The organism is Hydrogenophaga sp. (assembly GCF_031426985.1).
Classification (GTDB): domain Bacteria; phylum Pseudomonadota; class Gammaproteobacteria; order Burkholderiales; family Burkholderiaceae_C; genus Hydrogenophaga.
The window spans coordinates 1-14,502 of record NZ_JASJOY010000043.1 but is presented as its reverse complement, the minus strand read 5'-3'; the positions used below and the strand labels follow the sequence as shown (position 1 = coordinate 14,502).

Sequence of the window (14,502 nt, the reverse complement as noted above, 5' to 3'; positions counted from 1 at the left end):
TTGCGCGCCGATCGGTGCTCAGGCGCCCACACGGGTGTAGAGCGCGCGGTTGTCGTCCAGCCACTGTGCCGACCGCTCGCTGTGTTGCTGGCTGGGGTGAAAGTCGGGTTTGAAATAGGCCCGCCAGGGGCGGGCGCTGGCGCGCAGCAGGCCGTCGTGGCCCAGCAGGTGGTGCCAGCCGCTGCGCCAGGTGCTCCAGCGCCAGAGCGTGCCGTCGCGTCGCAGGTTGTGGGCGGTCTGGCGCAGGGTGTCGCTCAGGAAGATGAGGGTCACGCGCCGCATCCACTTCACCCGCCAGGCGTGGTTGCCGCCCAGCGCCTTGTAGAGGTCGAACGCGGTGCTCTTGTGTTCGGCTTCTTCGGCGCTGTGCCACAGCCACAGGGCCTTCAGGCGTGGCTCGCAACCGTCCAGCCGGTCCGGGTGGGCCAGCATCCATTCGGCAAACAGCGCAGTGAAGTGCTCGTTGGCCGCCGTGATGGCCAGGCCGTGGCGCAGGTCGCTGCCTTCCATCCATTGCAGCCGCCGGCGCGCACGCGGTTCCCATTCATTGACCAGCCCGTGTTGCTGGATCTGCGCGTTGAACAGGGCATGGATGCGGCGGTGCGTGGCCTCCTGACCAATGAAACCTTGTATCTCCGGTGTCAGCCGTCCCCGCTCGGCCGCCGGCAGGGCCTGGTGGCCGCGGCGCACCGCGTCGATGAAGAACTGCTCCCCGACCGGAAAGCTCATGGACAGGGCGTTGAACCAGGCGGTGAGGAAGGCGTCGTCGTTGCACCAGTGGCGGGCCACGGGTTGCTCCAGGTCGATCAGCAGGCGGCGGACGGTCAGTTCGGTCATGGTGTGGCAAAGGGGTTGGTACTTGTTGGTACCTGTGCGCATGGTGTCGGCTGCGCGAGCAGGTGTCAACCGGTGCTTGCCATGAGCGGCCAGGCTTGTCAGCCGATGGCAGGGTACGGCGGCTAACATCTCTGCACCATGTTCACCCTCAGCCCACCCTCTTCAGAAACCGCCGAGCCGGTGCCCGAACACCGCACGCGGCTGCTGCAGGCCATGGGCAGCAGCGCGGCCGACCGCGGTTTCGCGGGCACAACCATCGCCGACATCGTGCGCGAAGCCGGGGTGTCCAAGCGCACCTTCTACGAACACTTCGCCAGCAAGGAAGCCTGCTTCCTGGCGCTGTACCGCGGGCTCAGCGCCTCGGCGCTGCGCACGCTCAGCGAATCGGTTCGGGCCGAAAAACCCTGGCACCACCAGATCGAAGCCGCCCTGAACGCCTACTTTGGGCAACTGTCAGCCGGCCCGCGCCTGCTGCGCACCCTGTTCGTGGAAGTGCACCACCTGGGCGACGAGGGGGCGGCGGTGCGCCGCGAGGTGATGCAGCACCTGGCCGACTTTCTGCTGGAGACGGTCAACCGCCCCGCCGGTGCCGCGACCACATCACCCGCGCTCTCGCCCACCATGGCCATGGCCGCGGTGGGGGGCATCAACGAACTGGTGCTGATGGCCATCGAGCGCGGCGAGGCCGAACAGCTGACCCGCCTGACCCCGGCGGCCAGCGAGATCGTGCGGGCGCTGGCGCATGTGCCGCCCGAACACTGACCCATCCCCATGAAAAAAGGCCCGCCGAAGCGGGCCTTTGTTTGGGCGTGGGGCTGTTCAGGTCGCCATCGGCAGCAGCGGCACGATCAGCAGCGCCACGATGTTGATGATCTTGATCAGCGGGTTCACGGCCGGGCCGGCGGTGTCCTTGTAGGGGTCGCCCACGGTGTCACCGGTCACGGCCGCCTTGTGGGCTTCACTGCCCTTGCCGCCGTGGTTGCCGTCTTCGATGTACTTCTTGGCGTTGTCCCAGGCACCGCCACCGGTGCACATGGAAATGGCCACGAACAGGCCGGTCACGATGGTGCCCATGAGCAGGCCGCCCAGCGCCTTGGGGCCCAGGAGCACGCCCACCAGAATCGGCACCACCACCGGCAGCAGACTGGGCACGATCATTTCCTTGATGGCCGCACCGGTCAGCATGCTCACGGCCTTGCCGTACTCTGGCTTGGCCGTGCCTTCCATGATGCCGGGGATCTCCTTGAACTGGCGGCGCACTTCCACCACCACCGCACCGGCCGCACGGCCCACCGCTTCCATGGCCATCGCGCCGAACAGATAGGGAATCAGGCCGCCGATGAACAGACCGATGATGACCATCGGGTCGCTCAGGTCGAAGGTGACGTGCTGGCCATAGGTCTCCAGCTTGTGGGTGTAGTCGGCGAACAGCACCAGCGAGGCCAGGCCGGCCGAGCCGATGGCATAACCCTTGGTCACGGCCTTGGTGGTGTTGCCCACGGCGTCCAGCGGGTCGGTGATGTCGCGCACGCTGCTGGGCAGTTCGGCCATCTCGGCAATGCCGCCGGCGTTGTCGGTGATGGGGCCGTAGGCGTCCAGTGCGACCACGATGCCGGCCATGCTCAGCATGGACGTGGCAGCCACCGCAATGCCGTACAGACCGGCCAGCGAGTAGGCCACCATGATGGCCACGCAGACGAAGAGCACCGGCCAGGCGGTCGAACGCATGGAAACGCCCAGGCCCGCGATGATGTTGGTGCCGTGGCCGGTGGTCGATGCCTGTGCGATGTGGCGCACCGGCGCGTACTGCGTGCCGGTGTAGAACTCGGTGATCCAGACCAGTGCGGCCGTCAACACCAGGCCCACGGCGCAGGCGCCGAACAGCTTCATCTGGCTGCCGGCGGCCGCGATCGCGTTGTCCGGCATGATCGCCGTGGTCACGAAATAGAACGCGATCAGCGACAGCACACCGGCGATGGCCAGGCCCTTGTAGAGCGCGGGCATCACGTTCTTCATGCCCGGGCTGGCCTTGACGAAGAAGCAGCCGATGATGGAGGCGATGATGGACACGCCACCCAGCACCAGCGGGTACAGCACCGCCTGCATCGGCGCTGCGGTCACCATCAGCGCGCCCAGCACCATGGTGGCGATCAGCGTCACCGCGTAGGTCTCGAACAGGTCGGCCGCCATGCCGGCGCAGTCGCCCACGTTGTCGCCCACGTTGTCGGCGATCACCGCCGGGTTGCGCGGGTCGTCTTCGGGAATGCCGGCTTCGACCTTGCCCACCAGGTCGGCGCCGACGTCAGCGCCCTTGGTGAAGATGCCGCCGCCCAGGCGCGCGAAGATGGAAATCAGCGAGGAGCCGAAGGCAAAACCGATCAGCGGGTTGAGCAGCTTGGCCAGGTCCTTGTCGGGCGTGAGGTTGCCGTTGCCGACCAGGAACCAGAAGAAGCCGGCCACACCCAGCAGGCCCAGCCCCACCACCAGCATGCCGGTGATGGCGCCGCCGCGGAAGGCGACGTCCAGCGCCGGGCCGATGCCCCGGGTGGCCGCCTGCGCGGTGCGCACGTTGGCGCGCACCGAGATGTTCATGCCGATGAAGCCGCAGGCGCCCGAGAGCACCGCACCCAGCACGAAGCCGATGGCGGTGGCTCCGTCCAGAAACACCCCGATGAGAATGGCGAGCACCACGCCGACGATGCCGATCGTGGTGTATTGCTTGGCGAGATAGGCCGCAGCACCGGCCTGGATCGCGCCGGCGATTTCCTGCATGCGGGCGTTGCCCGGGTCTTGAGAAAGAATCCAGCTGCGGGACCAGAAACCGTAGACCACGGCCACCAGCCCGCACACCAGCGCAAAGATCAGCGCAGATTGTCCAACCATCGTTTACTCCTGCTCGAAATGCGTTTGACTTGGAGGGGGCAACGCTGTGAGGGAGGCCCCCGCTGCGTTGCTTCCTCGCGTCCGTCGCACACCCGAAGGTGGGTGGGGCAGGGCGATTGGCCAACGGGCCCAATGTAGCGGGAATTGCTTCGGCCGCGAACTGATCTGTGTCAGGAAGTCAGGCTGGAATCAGTAAAATCAGGGTTAATCCCCAGCGCTGGCGCTCACGATCGCAGCGTTCCATGTCTGGTCCGTGACACCTGTGGTGTCCCGAGGACCGCCTCCCTTTTCCATCAACTCTCAGAAGAAGCTATGTCCCTCGACAACGTCACCCCTGGCAGCAAGGTTCCCGAAGCGTTCAACGTGATCATCGAAATCCCGATGAACGCTGACCCGATCAAGTACGAGGTGGACAAAGAAACCGGCGCGATCTTCGTGGACCGCTTCATGAGCACCGCCATGCACTACCCGACCAACTACGGCTATGTGCCCAAGACCTTGTCGGGCGACGGCGACCCGGTGGATGTGCTGGTGATCACGCCCGTGCCGCTGATCCCCGGCGTGGTGGTGCCCTGCCGTGCCATCGGCATCCTGAAGATGACCGACGAAGCCGGCGAAGACGGCAAGGTGCTGGCCGTGCCGACCGACAAGATCCTGTCGCTCTACAGCCGCTGGCAAAAGCCGGACGATCTGAACCCGATGCGCCTGAAGGCCATCGAGCATTTCTTCGAGCACTACAAGGACCTGGAGCCGGGCAAGTGGGTCAAGGTGCAGGGCTGGGAAGGCAAGGACTCCGCCCACAAGGAAATCCTGGACGGCATCGCCGCCTACAACAAGGCCAACAGCTGATCTTCAGCCGACCTTGAAAAAAGGGCCTGCCGGGGCAACCCGGTAGGCCCTTTTTGCTGGACGCCAGAGGTGGCGATCAGGACTGTGCGGCGTCGATGTCGCCGCGGTATTCGATCTTGCCGCGCACGCGGGCACGCGGGTGCATGTCGATCAGTTCGTCGTAGCTGGCGTCACCGATCAGGGTGGCCGAGCCGGTGATCTCCAGCGCCTTGCGCGCGATCACGGTACCGATCACCTTGCCCTCGATGAACACGTAGTCGGCCTCCAGGCGGGTGTTCTCGATCACGCCCGTGGCGCCCACGTGCAGGGTGCCGCCGTTCTCGAACGTGATGTTGCCTTTGAGCTGGCCGTCGACCTTGATGCCCTGATCGCGCGTGGTGTGGAAGTTGCCATCGAACACGGCCCCTTCGGCGATCAGGCTGGTGATGGCCGAAAGGCGTTCGGCCGGGACGAGGCGGGTGGAGGCGGGTGTGTTCATGGTCAGGGTTCCTTGCTATGCAACCAGTTTTCGGGTTTCAGAGGGGGGGAGGGTTCGGGGTCAGCCGCGGCGGAGGTGGGCGTTGCGCTGGGTGGCGACGTCCGGGCCGCCGAAGCCCAGCGGGCTTCGAACTTCAGCGCCAGGGGCCGGGGCAGCTCCTCGCCTTCCGGACTGAATTCGACGGCGGCAGGCGGTTCGCTGGGCGTGGTGACCGCCGGCGCAGGCAATGCGGGGGTAACGGGTGCAACGGGCGCCGAAGGGACGACCGCCGGGGCTGGTGACCATCCCGCCCACTGCTGCAACTGCGGCCACGGGTTGCGCACGCCGGGCAGCACACCCAGCCACAGCCAGGCCGCCATCCCGAACACCGCCAGCGCCGGCATGAGGTAGCGCGCCGATGCCCACAGCGCCCAGCGCAGGGCCACGCGGCGCCGGGCCACCCAGCGGCCACGCGCCCAGCTCGCCTGCAGCGCGGCGCGGCGCAAGGACTCGGCGTCCGGAACGGGCGCCACGGGTGGAATCGTCAGGTGCGATGCGGATCGGCGCCACAGCATGGACAGACGTCAGGCCCCGGTCTTCTGGGGGGCCACGCGTTCGAGCGTGGCGTTGAGGTCGGCTCCGTTGACCTGGATGCGCCCATAGCGCACCAGACCGTGCACGCTGGCGGTGTCGTGCAGGGCCACTTCGCCCTGTCCGGAATCGAGGATGCCTTCGGTACGGCCCATCACGGAAATCTTCTGAGCGGTGATGTCGCCTTTGACGTGCCCGGTCTCGGTCACCACCACCGACACCTCCACGCCGTCGGCCTGGGTGAGGTTGCCCTCCACCAGCCCGGCCACGCTGCAGGGGCTGCGCAGCCAGGCGTTGCCCACAAAGTGCATGCCCTCGGCCACCATGCTGCGGCTGGCGCCGCTGTCGTGCCCGCTGGCGGTGGTCAGCGCCTGCACTTCGGTGTGCAATGTGGGCAGCGTGGCGGCCTGGCTGGGCGGCATGGAACGGCCCACGTCCACTTCGAGCGTGCTCGGGTTGGCGAAATCGTTGCTGTAGCCGTTCTCAGGCGATCCCTGGTCGTTCATGTCGGGTGTTCCCATGTCTTGTTCGAGGTGTCGGTCCGGGTGCTGGTAGCGGTGGGCTTTCATGGCGACGCTCGGCGGTTGGGGGCTTCAGGTCGGCCCGGCGTGCACGTCGTGCAGCACCGGCAGGTTGTCCCCCAGTTTGAGCGTCTTGAACGGGCCCTGCAAGTCGGCGCCTTCGTAGAGCTGCAGGCGCCGCGCCATGAGCGTTCCGGTGGACACGCCGGTTTTGGACACATAGGCCATGCCCTGGCATTCCAGGCTGGTGTCGTGCGGGTTGCCGCCCACCGCCCCCAGCTGGCCGAAGAGGTAAAGGTCACCATTGACGCGGATGCGCCCACGGACCACGCCGCCGGTCCAGACGATGAGGCGCCCGTTGACCCGCACCTGACCCGAAATTTCTCCCTGCACCAGCAGGCCGCCATCGAACATCAGGTCGCCGTCGAGCACCGTGCCCGCCGCCACGCGGTTGACCACGTTCATGGCGATCGGGTCCAGGGTCAGGGTGTCCTGTGGGGTTTTCAGCTCCACAGCCAGACCCCCCAGAACACGGCCGTGCCGACCAGGGCCAGCGCACCGGCCAGGGCGATCCACAGTGCGTGGCGTTCCAGTGCGCGGCGCAAGCGACCGGGTCGCAGGCGCGGCTGGCCAACCGGATCGCAGGCATGGCTGAGCACCACCCATTCCTGCCAGAGGCGGCTGAGGCGGGTCTCTCCGGTGCCGAGGTCCACCTTCAGGCCCGAGGCCTGGGTGTTGGGATGTGCCTGACGCCGGCCCAGCAACACCGAGAGCGGGGCTCCCACGATGGTGTGGGTGAAAAAGGCGTCGGTCTCATCCATGGGGGCGGAGTGTACAGAGTGTGTAACTAATGATTACAGCCGGCGGCTGCGGTCCATGACGCATGTCACGCCATGGCAGGCGCCGCGCAACGGGTCATGGCCGATTGTGCGGCAATGACATAGGGGTTTCGCCCGGTGCTTTGAGCGGGTTGCGTTGCGCCAGTTCGCGCAGGTAGTCGTCCATGCCCGCGCCTTCGCGCGCCAGAAAACGCTCCACCGCGTCGGCGAAGGCCGGGTGCGCGAGCCAGTGGGCGCTGGTGGTGCGCACGGGCAGCAGGGCCCGGGCCATTTTGTGTTCGCCCTGGGCGCCGCCCTCGAAGCGCCGGAACCCCTGCGCAATGCACCACTGGATGGGCTGGTAGTAGCAGGCTTCGAAGTGCAGGCAGTCCACCCGTTCCAGCGCCCCCCAGTAGCGGCCATAGGCCACGCCGTGCGGGGCGTCGAGGCCGATCAGGCTGCTGGCGATGGGCTGGCCGTTGCGCTCGGCGATGAACAGCAGCCAGTGCTCGGGCAGGGTGCGGGCCAACCGGGCAAAGGTGTCACGGCTGAGGTAGGGCGCGTTCCCGTGTTCCAGGTAGGTGCGTTCGTAACAGCGGTAAAAAAAGTCCCAGTCGTCCGGGGTGATGGCCGCTCCCTGCGCGTGGCGAAAGACCACACCGGCCTCGGCCACCTTGCGCCGCTCTTGCCGGATCTTCTTGCGCTTGTCCTGCTGCAGACTGCCCAGGAAATGATCGAAATCGTGGAAGGGGGTCTCGGCGCGCCCGCCATCCGAAGCGGGATTGCCGGGTGCGTGGTTGTGCCAATGGAACTGCACGGTGTGGCGCAGCATCAGGCCGGCGTCGGCACAGGCCGCCACATCGTGTTCCTGCAGGAACAGCAGATGCAGCGACGACAGATCTTCAGCCCGCGCCCGTTGCAGCAGCGCCTGCACCAGCGCAGCGCGCGCGGCGCCGTCCACGGCCAGCAGTCGCGCGCCGGGCACGGGTGTGAAGGGAACGGCCACCAGGCCTTTGGGGTAGTAGCGAAGCCCGTGCTGTTCGTAGGCGTTGGCCCAGGACCAGTCGAACACGTATTCACCGTAAGAGTGCTGCTTGCGATAGAACGGGCAGGCCGCCTGCAGCGCCCCGGCCTGCCAGAGCGTCACGAAGCCGGGTTGCCAGCCCGTGTCGGCGCAGGCGCTGCCGCTGTCGTGCAAGGCGCACAGGTATTCGTGCCGCATGAAAGGGCTGGGATCGGCTTCGTGGGCGAGCAGGGCGTTCCACGCGGCCGCAGGGATGTTGCCGGGGTGGTCGAACACCCGGATGACATAATCGTTTGGCTCTGGCGCGATGCTGCTTTCGCCGCTGGACGGCACTGCGCTGACCCCCATTTGTTTCCCTCGTTGTTCCGAATCCATGACGCTCAAAATCAGTGTGGCCCAGCTCAATTTTGTGGTGGGCGACATGGCGGGCAACGCCCGTCGCATCGCCCAGGCCGCACGCGAGGCGCAGGCCCGCGGTGTGCGCGTGTTGCTCACGCCCGAACTGGCGCTGTGCGGCTACGCGGCCGAAGACCTGTTCCTGCGACCGGCCTTCATCGACGCCTGTGATGATGCGCTCAAAGCGCTGGCGGCCGAGACGGCCGATCTGAAAGACCTGCACATCGTGGTGGGGCATCCGGCCCGGCTGGACGCCTCGGGGCGGCGCGAGCGCAGCGTGTCGGTGGCCAGTCTGCACAACGCGGCCAGCGTGCTGTGCGAAGGCCGCATCACGCACACCTACGCCAAGCGCGAGTTGCCCAACTACCAGGTGTTCGACGAGCGGCGCTATTTCGTTCCGGGCCATCAGCCCTGCGTGTTCGACGTGCTGGGCGACGACGGACAGCCGGTGCGCCTGGGCCTGCTGATCTGCGAAGACGCCTGGTTCGACACGCCGGCGGCGGATGCCAAAGCCGCGGGCGCCGAGGTGTTGGCGGTCATCAATGCCTCGCCGTTCCACACCGGCAAGGGCGGTGAGCGCGAGGCCACCATGCGCGAACGCGCCCGTGCCGTCGGGCTGCCCCTGGTCTATGCCCACCTGGTGGGCGGGCAGGACGAGATCGTGTTCGAGGGCCGCAGTTTTGTGCTGAACGCCGACGGTGTGCTGGCCGGCCGCGCCATCAGTTTCGAAGAGGCGCGGTTCGATGCCGTGTTCGCGCGCGAAGGCGGGGGCTGGCGCATCACCGCCGAGACCGACCGGGCGCACAGCCAGGAGGCGGACCTGTGGCACGCGCTGGTGCTCGGAGTGCGTGACTACCTGGGCAAGAACGGTTTTCCCGGTGCGCTGCTGGGCCTGTCGGGCGGTATCGATTCGGCCCTGGTGCTGGCCATCGCGGTGGACGCGCTGGGCAAGGACCGGGTGCGCGCGGTGATGATGCCCTCGCCCTACACGGCCGACATTTCGTGGATCGACGCGCGCGACATGGCCGCGCGCATGGGGGTGCGGTACGACGAGATCGCTATCGCGCCCGAGTTCGAGGCTTTCAAGGGCTCGCTGGCGCCGCTGTTCGAGGGGCGCCCCGAAGACACCACCGAAGAGAACCTGCAGGCGCGCATCCGCGGCACGTTGCTGATGGCGCTGTCCAACAAGTTCGGCTCCATCGTGCTGACCACCGGCAACAAGAGCGAGATGGCCACCGGGTACTGCACGCTGTACGGCGACATGGCCGGCGGTTTTGCGGTCATCAAGGATGTGGCCAAGACCATGGTGTTCCGCCTGGCGCGCTGGCGCAACGCGCACGACCCGTATGGCACCGGCGCGAACCCGATCCCCGAGCGCATCATCACGCGCCCGCCCAGCGCCGAATTGCGGCCGGACCAGAAGGACCAGGACAGCCTGCCCGAGTACGCCGTGCTGGACGCCATCATCGAGCGCTACATGGAGAACGACCTCAGCCCGGCGCAGATCGTGGCCGAGGGTTTTGCCAAAGCCGATGTGGACAAGGTGGTGCGGCTGATCCGCATCAACGAATACAAGCGCCGTCAGGCGCCGGTGGGCATCCGCGTGACGCACCGCAGCTTCGGCAAGGACTGGCGCTATCCCATCACGAGCCAATACCGTGCCTGAAAGGCGCGGGGTCATGCGGCGGGCAGACGGTCTGGCGCGAGACCCTTGGGCATAATCGACGGCTCACGCCATCCCCCGCATTGGAGACCCCCATGAAGCAGATCACCGCCGTCATCAAACCGTTCAAGCTCGAAGAAGTGCGCGAGGCCCTGGCCGAGCAGGGCGTGACCGGTCTGACGGTGACCGAGGTCAAGGGCTTCGGGCGCCAGAAGGGCCACACCGAGCTCTACCGCGGCGCCGAGTACGTGGTGGACTTCCTGCCCAAGGTTAAGGTGGAGGTGGTGGTCAAGACCGACGACGTGGACCGCTGCGTCGACGCCATCATCCGCGCCGCACGCACCGGCAAGATCGGTGATGGCAAGATCTTCGTGACGCCGGTCGAGCGCGTGGTGCGCATCCGCACCGGCGAGCAGGACGAAACCGCGGTCTGACGCACTGCTCAGGCGCGCTTCGCAGGTTCGCTCAGACTCAGATCGCGTCCAGCCGCGCCGCGGGTGACAGCCCCGCGGCCTGCACCAGGTCGGGCAGCAGGCGCGTGGCGTTGCTGTCCACGCGCACCAGGTCCATCTGCCACTCGCCCATGAACTGCTGCTGCACCGCGCCGCGCAGGAATTGCAGCAGCCCGTCGTAGTAGCCCCCGAGGTTGAGCAGGCCGATGGGCTTGTCGTGGTAGCCCAGCTGGCGCCAGGTCCAGACCTCAAAAAACTCTTCAAACGTACCGATGCCGCCCGGCAGCGCGAGAAACGCGTCGGCGTGCTCGGCCATCAGCCGTTTGCGCTCGTGCATCGTGTCCACCACGTGCAGTTCGGTGCAGTTGTGGTTGGCCCATTCCTTTTCGACCAACGCCTGGGGAATCACGCCGACCACCCGGCCACCCGCAGCCAGCGTGGCCTGTGCGACGGTGCCCATCAGGCCATTGCAGCCGCCGCCGTATACGAGTTGACCGCCGTGCTCACCGATCCACCGGCCGACACGTTCGGCGGCATCGGTGTGGTGCGGCTCGGCGCCCGGGCGTGAGCCGCAGTAGACGCAAACAGAGAAGGCGGGGGAGGTCATGTCGAACGGGCGTGTGTTGGTTTCAGCTCAGGCGAGCCCACAGGGCGGCACCCCAGATGCCGGCGCACACCAGCAAGCTCAGCAGCACCGCCGCGCTGCCCATGTCTTTGGCCCGCTTGGACAGATCGTGCCATTCGGGGCCGATGCGATCGATCGCGCTCTCCACGCCGGTGTTGAGCAGTTCCACCACCATGACCATGACCACCGAGCCGGCCAGCAAGGCGACTTCCACCCAGCTCTGGCCGAGCCAGAACGCCAGCGGCAGCATCACCATCGCGGCGATGGCCTCCTGCCGGAAAGCGGTTTCACCCCAGCCGGCGCGCAGCCCGGCCACGGAATAGCCAAAGGCGTGCGCCATGCGGGACAGCCCGGTGCGTTGCTTCTGGGCGTTGACGGGTTCGCGTGAGCTCATGGGTGCCAGAACTTTCTGCGCTTGGTGGGCTCGGCGGGTTTGTGGTGCACCAGACGCGTGCCAGCCAGGACGTCGTGCAGGAACTGGTGTTGCGGATGGAAACGCGACAAGGTGGCCCAGATGGCCACCCAGCCGATCACAATCACCGCGAGTTCACCACCCGGCAGGCCGTACAGCCCCCCCACCGCCAGCGGCGGCAGAAACCACAGCCACGAGAGCGTGTAGCGCAGCAGGGCACGCGGCTGGGTCAGGGCCGCGCCATGGCGGTCCACCACGCGGATGTGCCAGGTCTTCATGGCCAGTGTCTGGCCCTTGGCCCAGAACCAGGTGAAGTAGATGCCGAACACCACGAACAGGAAGGCCTGCTGCATGTGCCGGTTGTCCAGCGCGTGGCGCGTCTGGGTGAGGGTGGAAAACAGGTAGCCCGAGATGAACACCACGCCGAACATCAGCATGCCCTCGTAGAGCCAGCAGGCCATGCGGCGGGCGATGGGCGGGGCGGTGAGTGGGGCGGGAGCAGACGCTTGTGCGGCTGTAGTGTGCTGTGTGGCGGTCATGTCTGGGCGTCTGCAAAGGCCCGGAATTGTCGCATCGCGGCGAAGTCGGCCGGTTTTCCACCACCGCGTCTGCACCAAACCCATGCGGCAGTGCAATAATATTGGGCTGCAATTCAAAAAAGCAAACGGGTCTAGGTCCGGCGGGGTATGTGTCCGCTCATGTCCTTTGGCCTCAAGTTCCAACGCCGCCCCACAAGGGTGGGTGAAGGAGCACCCAAGGTATTTCGTCAGAGAAATTCTCGAAAGGTTCATCATGGAAATCACCAAGGCCGAAATGGCTTCTGCAGCCGCTGCTGCCACGCAATCCCCCGCTCCCGAGCAGCTCAATGGCGCCGAGATCATGGTGCGCGCCCTGCAATCCGAAGGTGTCAAGTACATCTGGGGCTACCCGGGCGGTGCGGTGCTCTACATCTACGATGCCCTGTACAAGCAGGACACCATGCAGCACGTGCTGGTGCGCCACGAGCAGGCGGCGGTGCACGCGGCCGACGGCTACGCACGTGCCACTGGTGACGTCGGTGTGGCCCTCGTCACCTCGGGCCCTGGCGTGACCAATGCCATCACCGGCATCGCCACCGCCTACACCGACAGCATTCCGATGGTCATCATCACCGGCCAGGTGCCTTCGGCCGCCATCGGCTCGGATGCCTTCCAGGAGTGCGACACCGTCGGCATCACACGACCCGTCGTCAAACACAACTTCCTGGTGAAGGATGTGCGCGACATGGCCATGGTGATGAAAAAGGCTTTCCACATCGCCCGCACTGGCCGTCCGGGCCCTGTGGTGGTGGACATTCCCAAGGACATTTCGTTCAACAAGACCGCCTGGACGGGGTATCCCGAGACGGTCGAAATGCGCTCTTACAACCCGGTGCGCAAGGGTCACGGTGGCCAGATTCGCAAGGCCCTGCAGCTGCTGCTGGCGGCCAAGCGTCCCTACATCTACACCGGTGGTGGCGTGTTGTTGGGCAACGCCGTGCCCGAGCTGCGCACGCTGGTGGACCTGCTGGGCTACCCCGTGACCCACACGCTGATGGGCCTGGGCGCTTACCCGGCGACCGACCGCAAGTTCCTGGGCATGTTGGGCATGCACGGCACGGTCGAGGCCAACCACACCATGCAGAACTGCGACGTGCTGCTGGCCGTGGGTGCGCGATTTGATGACCGTGTGATCGGCAACCCCAAGCACTTCGCGTCCGTCGAACGCAAGATCATCCATATCGACATCGATCCGTCGAGCATCGCCAAGCGCGTCAAGGTCGACGTGCCCATCGTCGGCGACGTCAAGGATGTGCTGACGGAGCTGATCAACATGATCAAGGAAAGCCAGACCAAGCCCGACGAAAAGGCGTTGTCGTCCTGGTGGGACACGATCGAAGGCTGGCGCTCGCGAGACTGCCTGCGCTTCGACCGTTCCAACACCCAGGTCATCAAGCCGCAGGCGGTGGTGGAGCAGCTCTGGAACCTGACCAAGGACGACGATTGCTACATCACGTCCGACGTGGGCCAGCACCAGATGTTCGCCGCGCAGTTCTACAAGTTCAACGAGCCGCGCCGCTGGATTAATTCGGGCGGCCTGGGCACCATGGGCGTGGGCTTGCCCTACGCCATGGGCATCAAGCTGGCCAAGCCCGATGCCGATTGCTGGTGCATCACCGGTGAAGGCTCGATCCAGATGAACATCCAGGAGCTGTCCACCTGCCAGCAGTACGGCACGCCAGTGAAAATTCTGGCGCTGAACAACCGCTACTTGGGCATGGTGCGCCAGTGGCAGGAACTGATTTATCAGGGCCGGTACAGCCACAGCTACATGGATGCGCTGCCGAACTTCGTGAAGCTGGCCGAGGCCTATGGTCACGTCGGTATCCTGGTCGAGCGTCCACAAGACGTCGAGGCCGCGCTGCGCGAAGCACGGGCCATCAAGGATCGCTGCGTCTTCATCGATGTGCGCACCGATCCGACCGAGAACGTCTGGCCGATGGTGGAGGCCGGCAAGGGCATCACCGAAATGCTGCTGGGCTCCGAAGAGCTCTGAGTCACCCCGCACCGGGCGCCGCGCGCGAGACAGTGCGCAACGCTCTGGTGCATCCCTTCGACGAATCTATCTGCAGCCGAGCCTGCGCATTACCGTGCGCAGGGGAGGGCTCAGAAAAGAGGAATCCTCATCATGAAACACATCATCGCAGTCCTGCTCGAAAACGAAGCCGGCGCACTTTCGCGCGTTGTGGGCCTGTTTTCTGCCCGTGGTTACAACATCGAATCGCTCACCGTGGCGCCGACGGAAGACCCGTCGCTCTCGCGCATGACTATCCAGACCACGGGGTCGGATGACGTCATCGAGCAGATCACCAAGCACCTGAACCGCCTGATCGAAGTCGTGAAGGTGGTGGACCTGACCGAGGGCGCCTACACCGAGCGTGAGCTCATGCTGGTGA

The 14,502-nt window shown here is 66.1% G+C and carries 17 protein-coding genes; 6 read left to right on the top strand and 11 right to left on the bottom strand.

All coding sequences use genetic code 11. The annotated features are described in order from the left end of the window. Positions 1–18 precede the first annotated feature (18 nt). Positions 19–837 (bottom strand): metal-dependent hydrolase, encoded by an 819-nt coding sequence (locus RMP09_RS05610; RefSeq protein WP_310565019.1) that lies wholly within the window; start codon positions 835–837, stop codon positions 19–21. Positions 838–975: 138 nt separating this feature from the next. Between RMP09_RS05610 and RMP09_RS05605 the strand changes: the two genes are divergently transcribed. Beyond that, positions 976–1,599, top strand: coding sequence for a TetR/AcrR family transcriptional regulator (locus tag RMP09_RS05605; protein ID WP_310565018.1), 624 nt, complete (start codon positions 976–978; stop codon positions 1,597–1,599). A 57-nt stretch (positions 1,600–1,656) separates the two neighbouring features. Here the strand turns inward: RMP09_RS05605 and RMP09_RS05600 are convergent, their stop codons facing one another. Then, positions 1,657–3,720, bottom strand: a complete 2,064-nt coding sequence (locus RMP09_RS05600; protein WP_310565017.1) for a sodium-translocating pyrophosphatase — start codon at positions 3,718–3,720, stop codon at positions 1,657–1,659. A 312-nt stretch (positions 3,721–4,032) separates the two neighbouring features. Here RMP09_RS05600 and ppa point away from each other — a divergent pair, with 312 nt between their 5' ends. Further along, positions 4,033–4,569 carry an inorganic diphosphatase gene (gene ppa, locus RMP09_RS05595; protein WP_310565016.1) on the top strand — a complete coding sequence of 179 codons (537 nt, stop codon included), beginning with the start codon at positions 4,033–4,035 and terminating at the stop codon, positions 4,567–4,569. Positions 4,570–4,645: 76 nt separating this feature from the next. Here the strand turns inward: ppa and RMP09_RS05590 are convergent, their stop codons facing one another. The 6 genes from RMP09_RS05590 to RMP09_RS05565 form a co-directional block, all read right to left on the bottom strand. Next, complete coding sequence (locus RMP09_RS05590) at positions 4,646–5,047, bottom strand: polymer-forming cytoskeletal protein (RefSeq protein WP_310565015.1); 402 nt, start codon at positions 5,045–5,047, stop codon at positions 4,646–4,648. Between the two features lie 2 nt (positions 5,048–5,049). Beyond that, positions 5,050–5,559 (bottom strand): hypothetical protein, encoded by a 510-nt coding sequence (locus RMP09_RS05585; protein ID WP_310565014.1) that lies wholly within the window; start codon positions 5,557–5,559, stop codon positions 5,050–5,052. Positions 5,560–5,610: 51 nt separating this feature from the next. Continuing rightward, positions 5,611–6,186, bottom strand: a complete 576-nt coding sequence (locus RMP09_RS05580) for a polymer-forming cytoskeletal protein (protein WP_310565013.1) — start codon at positions 6,184–6,186, stop codon at positions 5,611–5,613. A 24-nt stretch (positions 6,187–6,210) separates the two neighbouring features. Then, a complete protein-coding gene (locus RMP09_RS05575) occupies positions 6,211–6,651 on the bottom strand; it encodes a polymer-forming cytoskeletal protein (protein WP_310565012.1) in 441 nt (146 codons plus the stop codon). Beyond that, positions 6,642–6,959 carry a hypothetical protein gene (locus tag RMP09_RS05570; protein WP_310565011.1) on the bottom strand — a complete coding sequence of 106 codons (318 nt, stop codon included), beginning with the start codon at positions 6,957–6,959 and terminating at the stop codon, positions 6,642–6,644. Before RMP09_RS05570 ends, RMP09_RS05575 begins: the two co-directional genes overlap by 10 nt. Positions 6,960–7,053: 94 nt before the next feature. Next, positions 7,054–8,328 (bottom strand): GNAT family N-acetyltransferase, encoded by a 1,275-nt coding sequence (locus RMP09_RS05565; RefSeq protein WP_310565010.1) that lies wholly within the window; start codon positions 8,326–8,328, stop codon positions 7,054–7,056. A gap of 25 nt (positions 8,329–8,353) precedes the next feature. On the opposite strand from RMP09_RS05565, the gene RMP09_RS05560 reads away from it, so the two are divergent. Together RMP09_RS05560 and RMP09_RS05555 are read left to right on the top strand one after the other, a co-directional pair. Beyond that, positions 8,354–10,042, top strand: coding sequence for an NAD+ synthase (locus RMP09_RS05560; RefSeq protein WP_310565009.1), 1,689 nt, complete (start codon positions 8,354–8,356; stop codon positions 10,040–10,042). Between the two features lie 92 nt (positions 10,043–10,134). Beyond that, positions 10,135–10,473, top strand: coding sequence for a P-II family nitrogen regulator (locus tag RMP09_RS05555; RefSeq protein ID WP_310565008.1), 339 nt, complete (start codon positions 10,135–10,137; stop codon positions 10,471–10,473). A gap of 37 nt (positions 10,474–10,510) precedes the next feature. Here RMP09_RS05555 and RMP09_RS05550 read toward each other — a convergent pair whose 3' ends face one another. Genes RMP09_RS05550 through RMP09_RS05540 form a run of 3 tightly spaced genes read right to left on the bottom strand, consistent with a single transcriptional unit; the run spans position 10,511 to position 11,989 of the window. Beyond that, the gene (locus RMP09_RS05550; RefSeq protein WP_310565007.1) at positions 10,511–11,098 is read right to left on the bottom strand and encodes a TIGR00730 family Rossman fold protein; all 588 of its coding nucleotides are present in this window, start codon (positions 11,096–11,098) and stop codon (positions 10,511–10,513) included. Positions 11,099–11,120: 22 nt separating this feature from the next. Beyond that, on the bottom strand, positions 11,121–11,510 hold the full coding sequence (locus RMP09_RS05545) for a diacylglycerol kinase (RefSeq protein WP_310565006.1): 390 nt from the start codon (positions 11,508–11,510) through the stop codon (positions 11,121–11,123). Beyond that, positions 11,507–11,989, bottom strand: a complete 483-nt coding sequence (locus RMP09_RS05540) for an RDD family protein (protein ID WP_409559687.1) — start codon at positions 11,987–11,989, stop codon at positions 11,507–11,509. The genes RMP09_RS05545 and RMP09_RS05540 overlap by 4 nt, the downstream gene beginning before the upstream one ends. Positions 11,990–12,320: 331 nt before the next feature. Here RMP09_RS05540 and RMP09_RS05535 point away from each other — a divergent pair, with 331 nt between their 5' ends. Then, positions 12,321–14,102, top strand: a complete 1,782-nt coding sequence (locus RMP09_RS05535; protein WP_310565004.1) for an acetolactate synthase 3 catalytic subunit — start codon at positions 12,321–12,323, stop codon at positions 14,100–14,102. Positions 14,103–14,234: 132 nt separating this feature from the next. After that, positions 14,235–14,502: acetolactate synthase small subunit (gene ilvN, locus RMP09_RS05530; RefSeq protein ID WP_310565003.1), on the top strand; the 268-nt coding region annotated here is incomplete at its 3' end.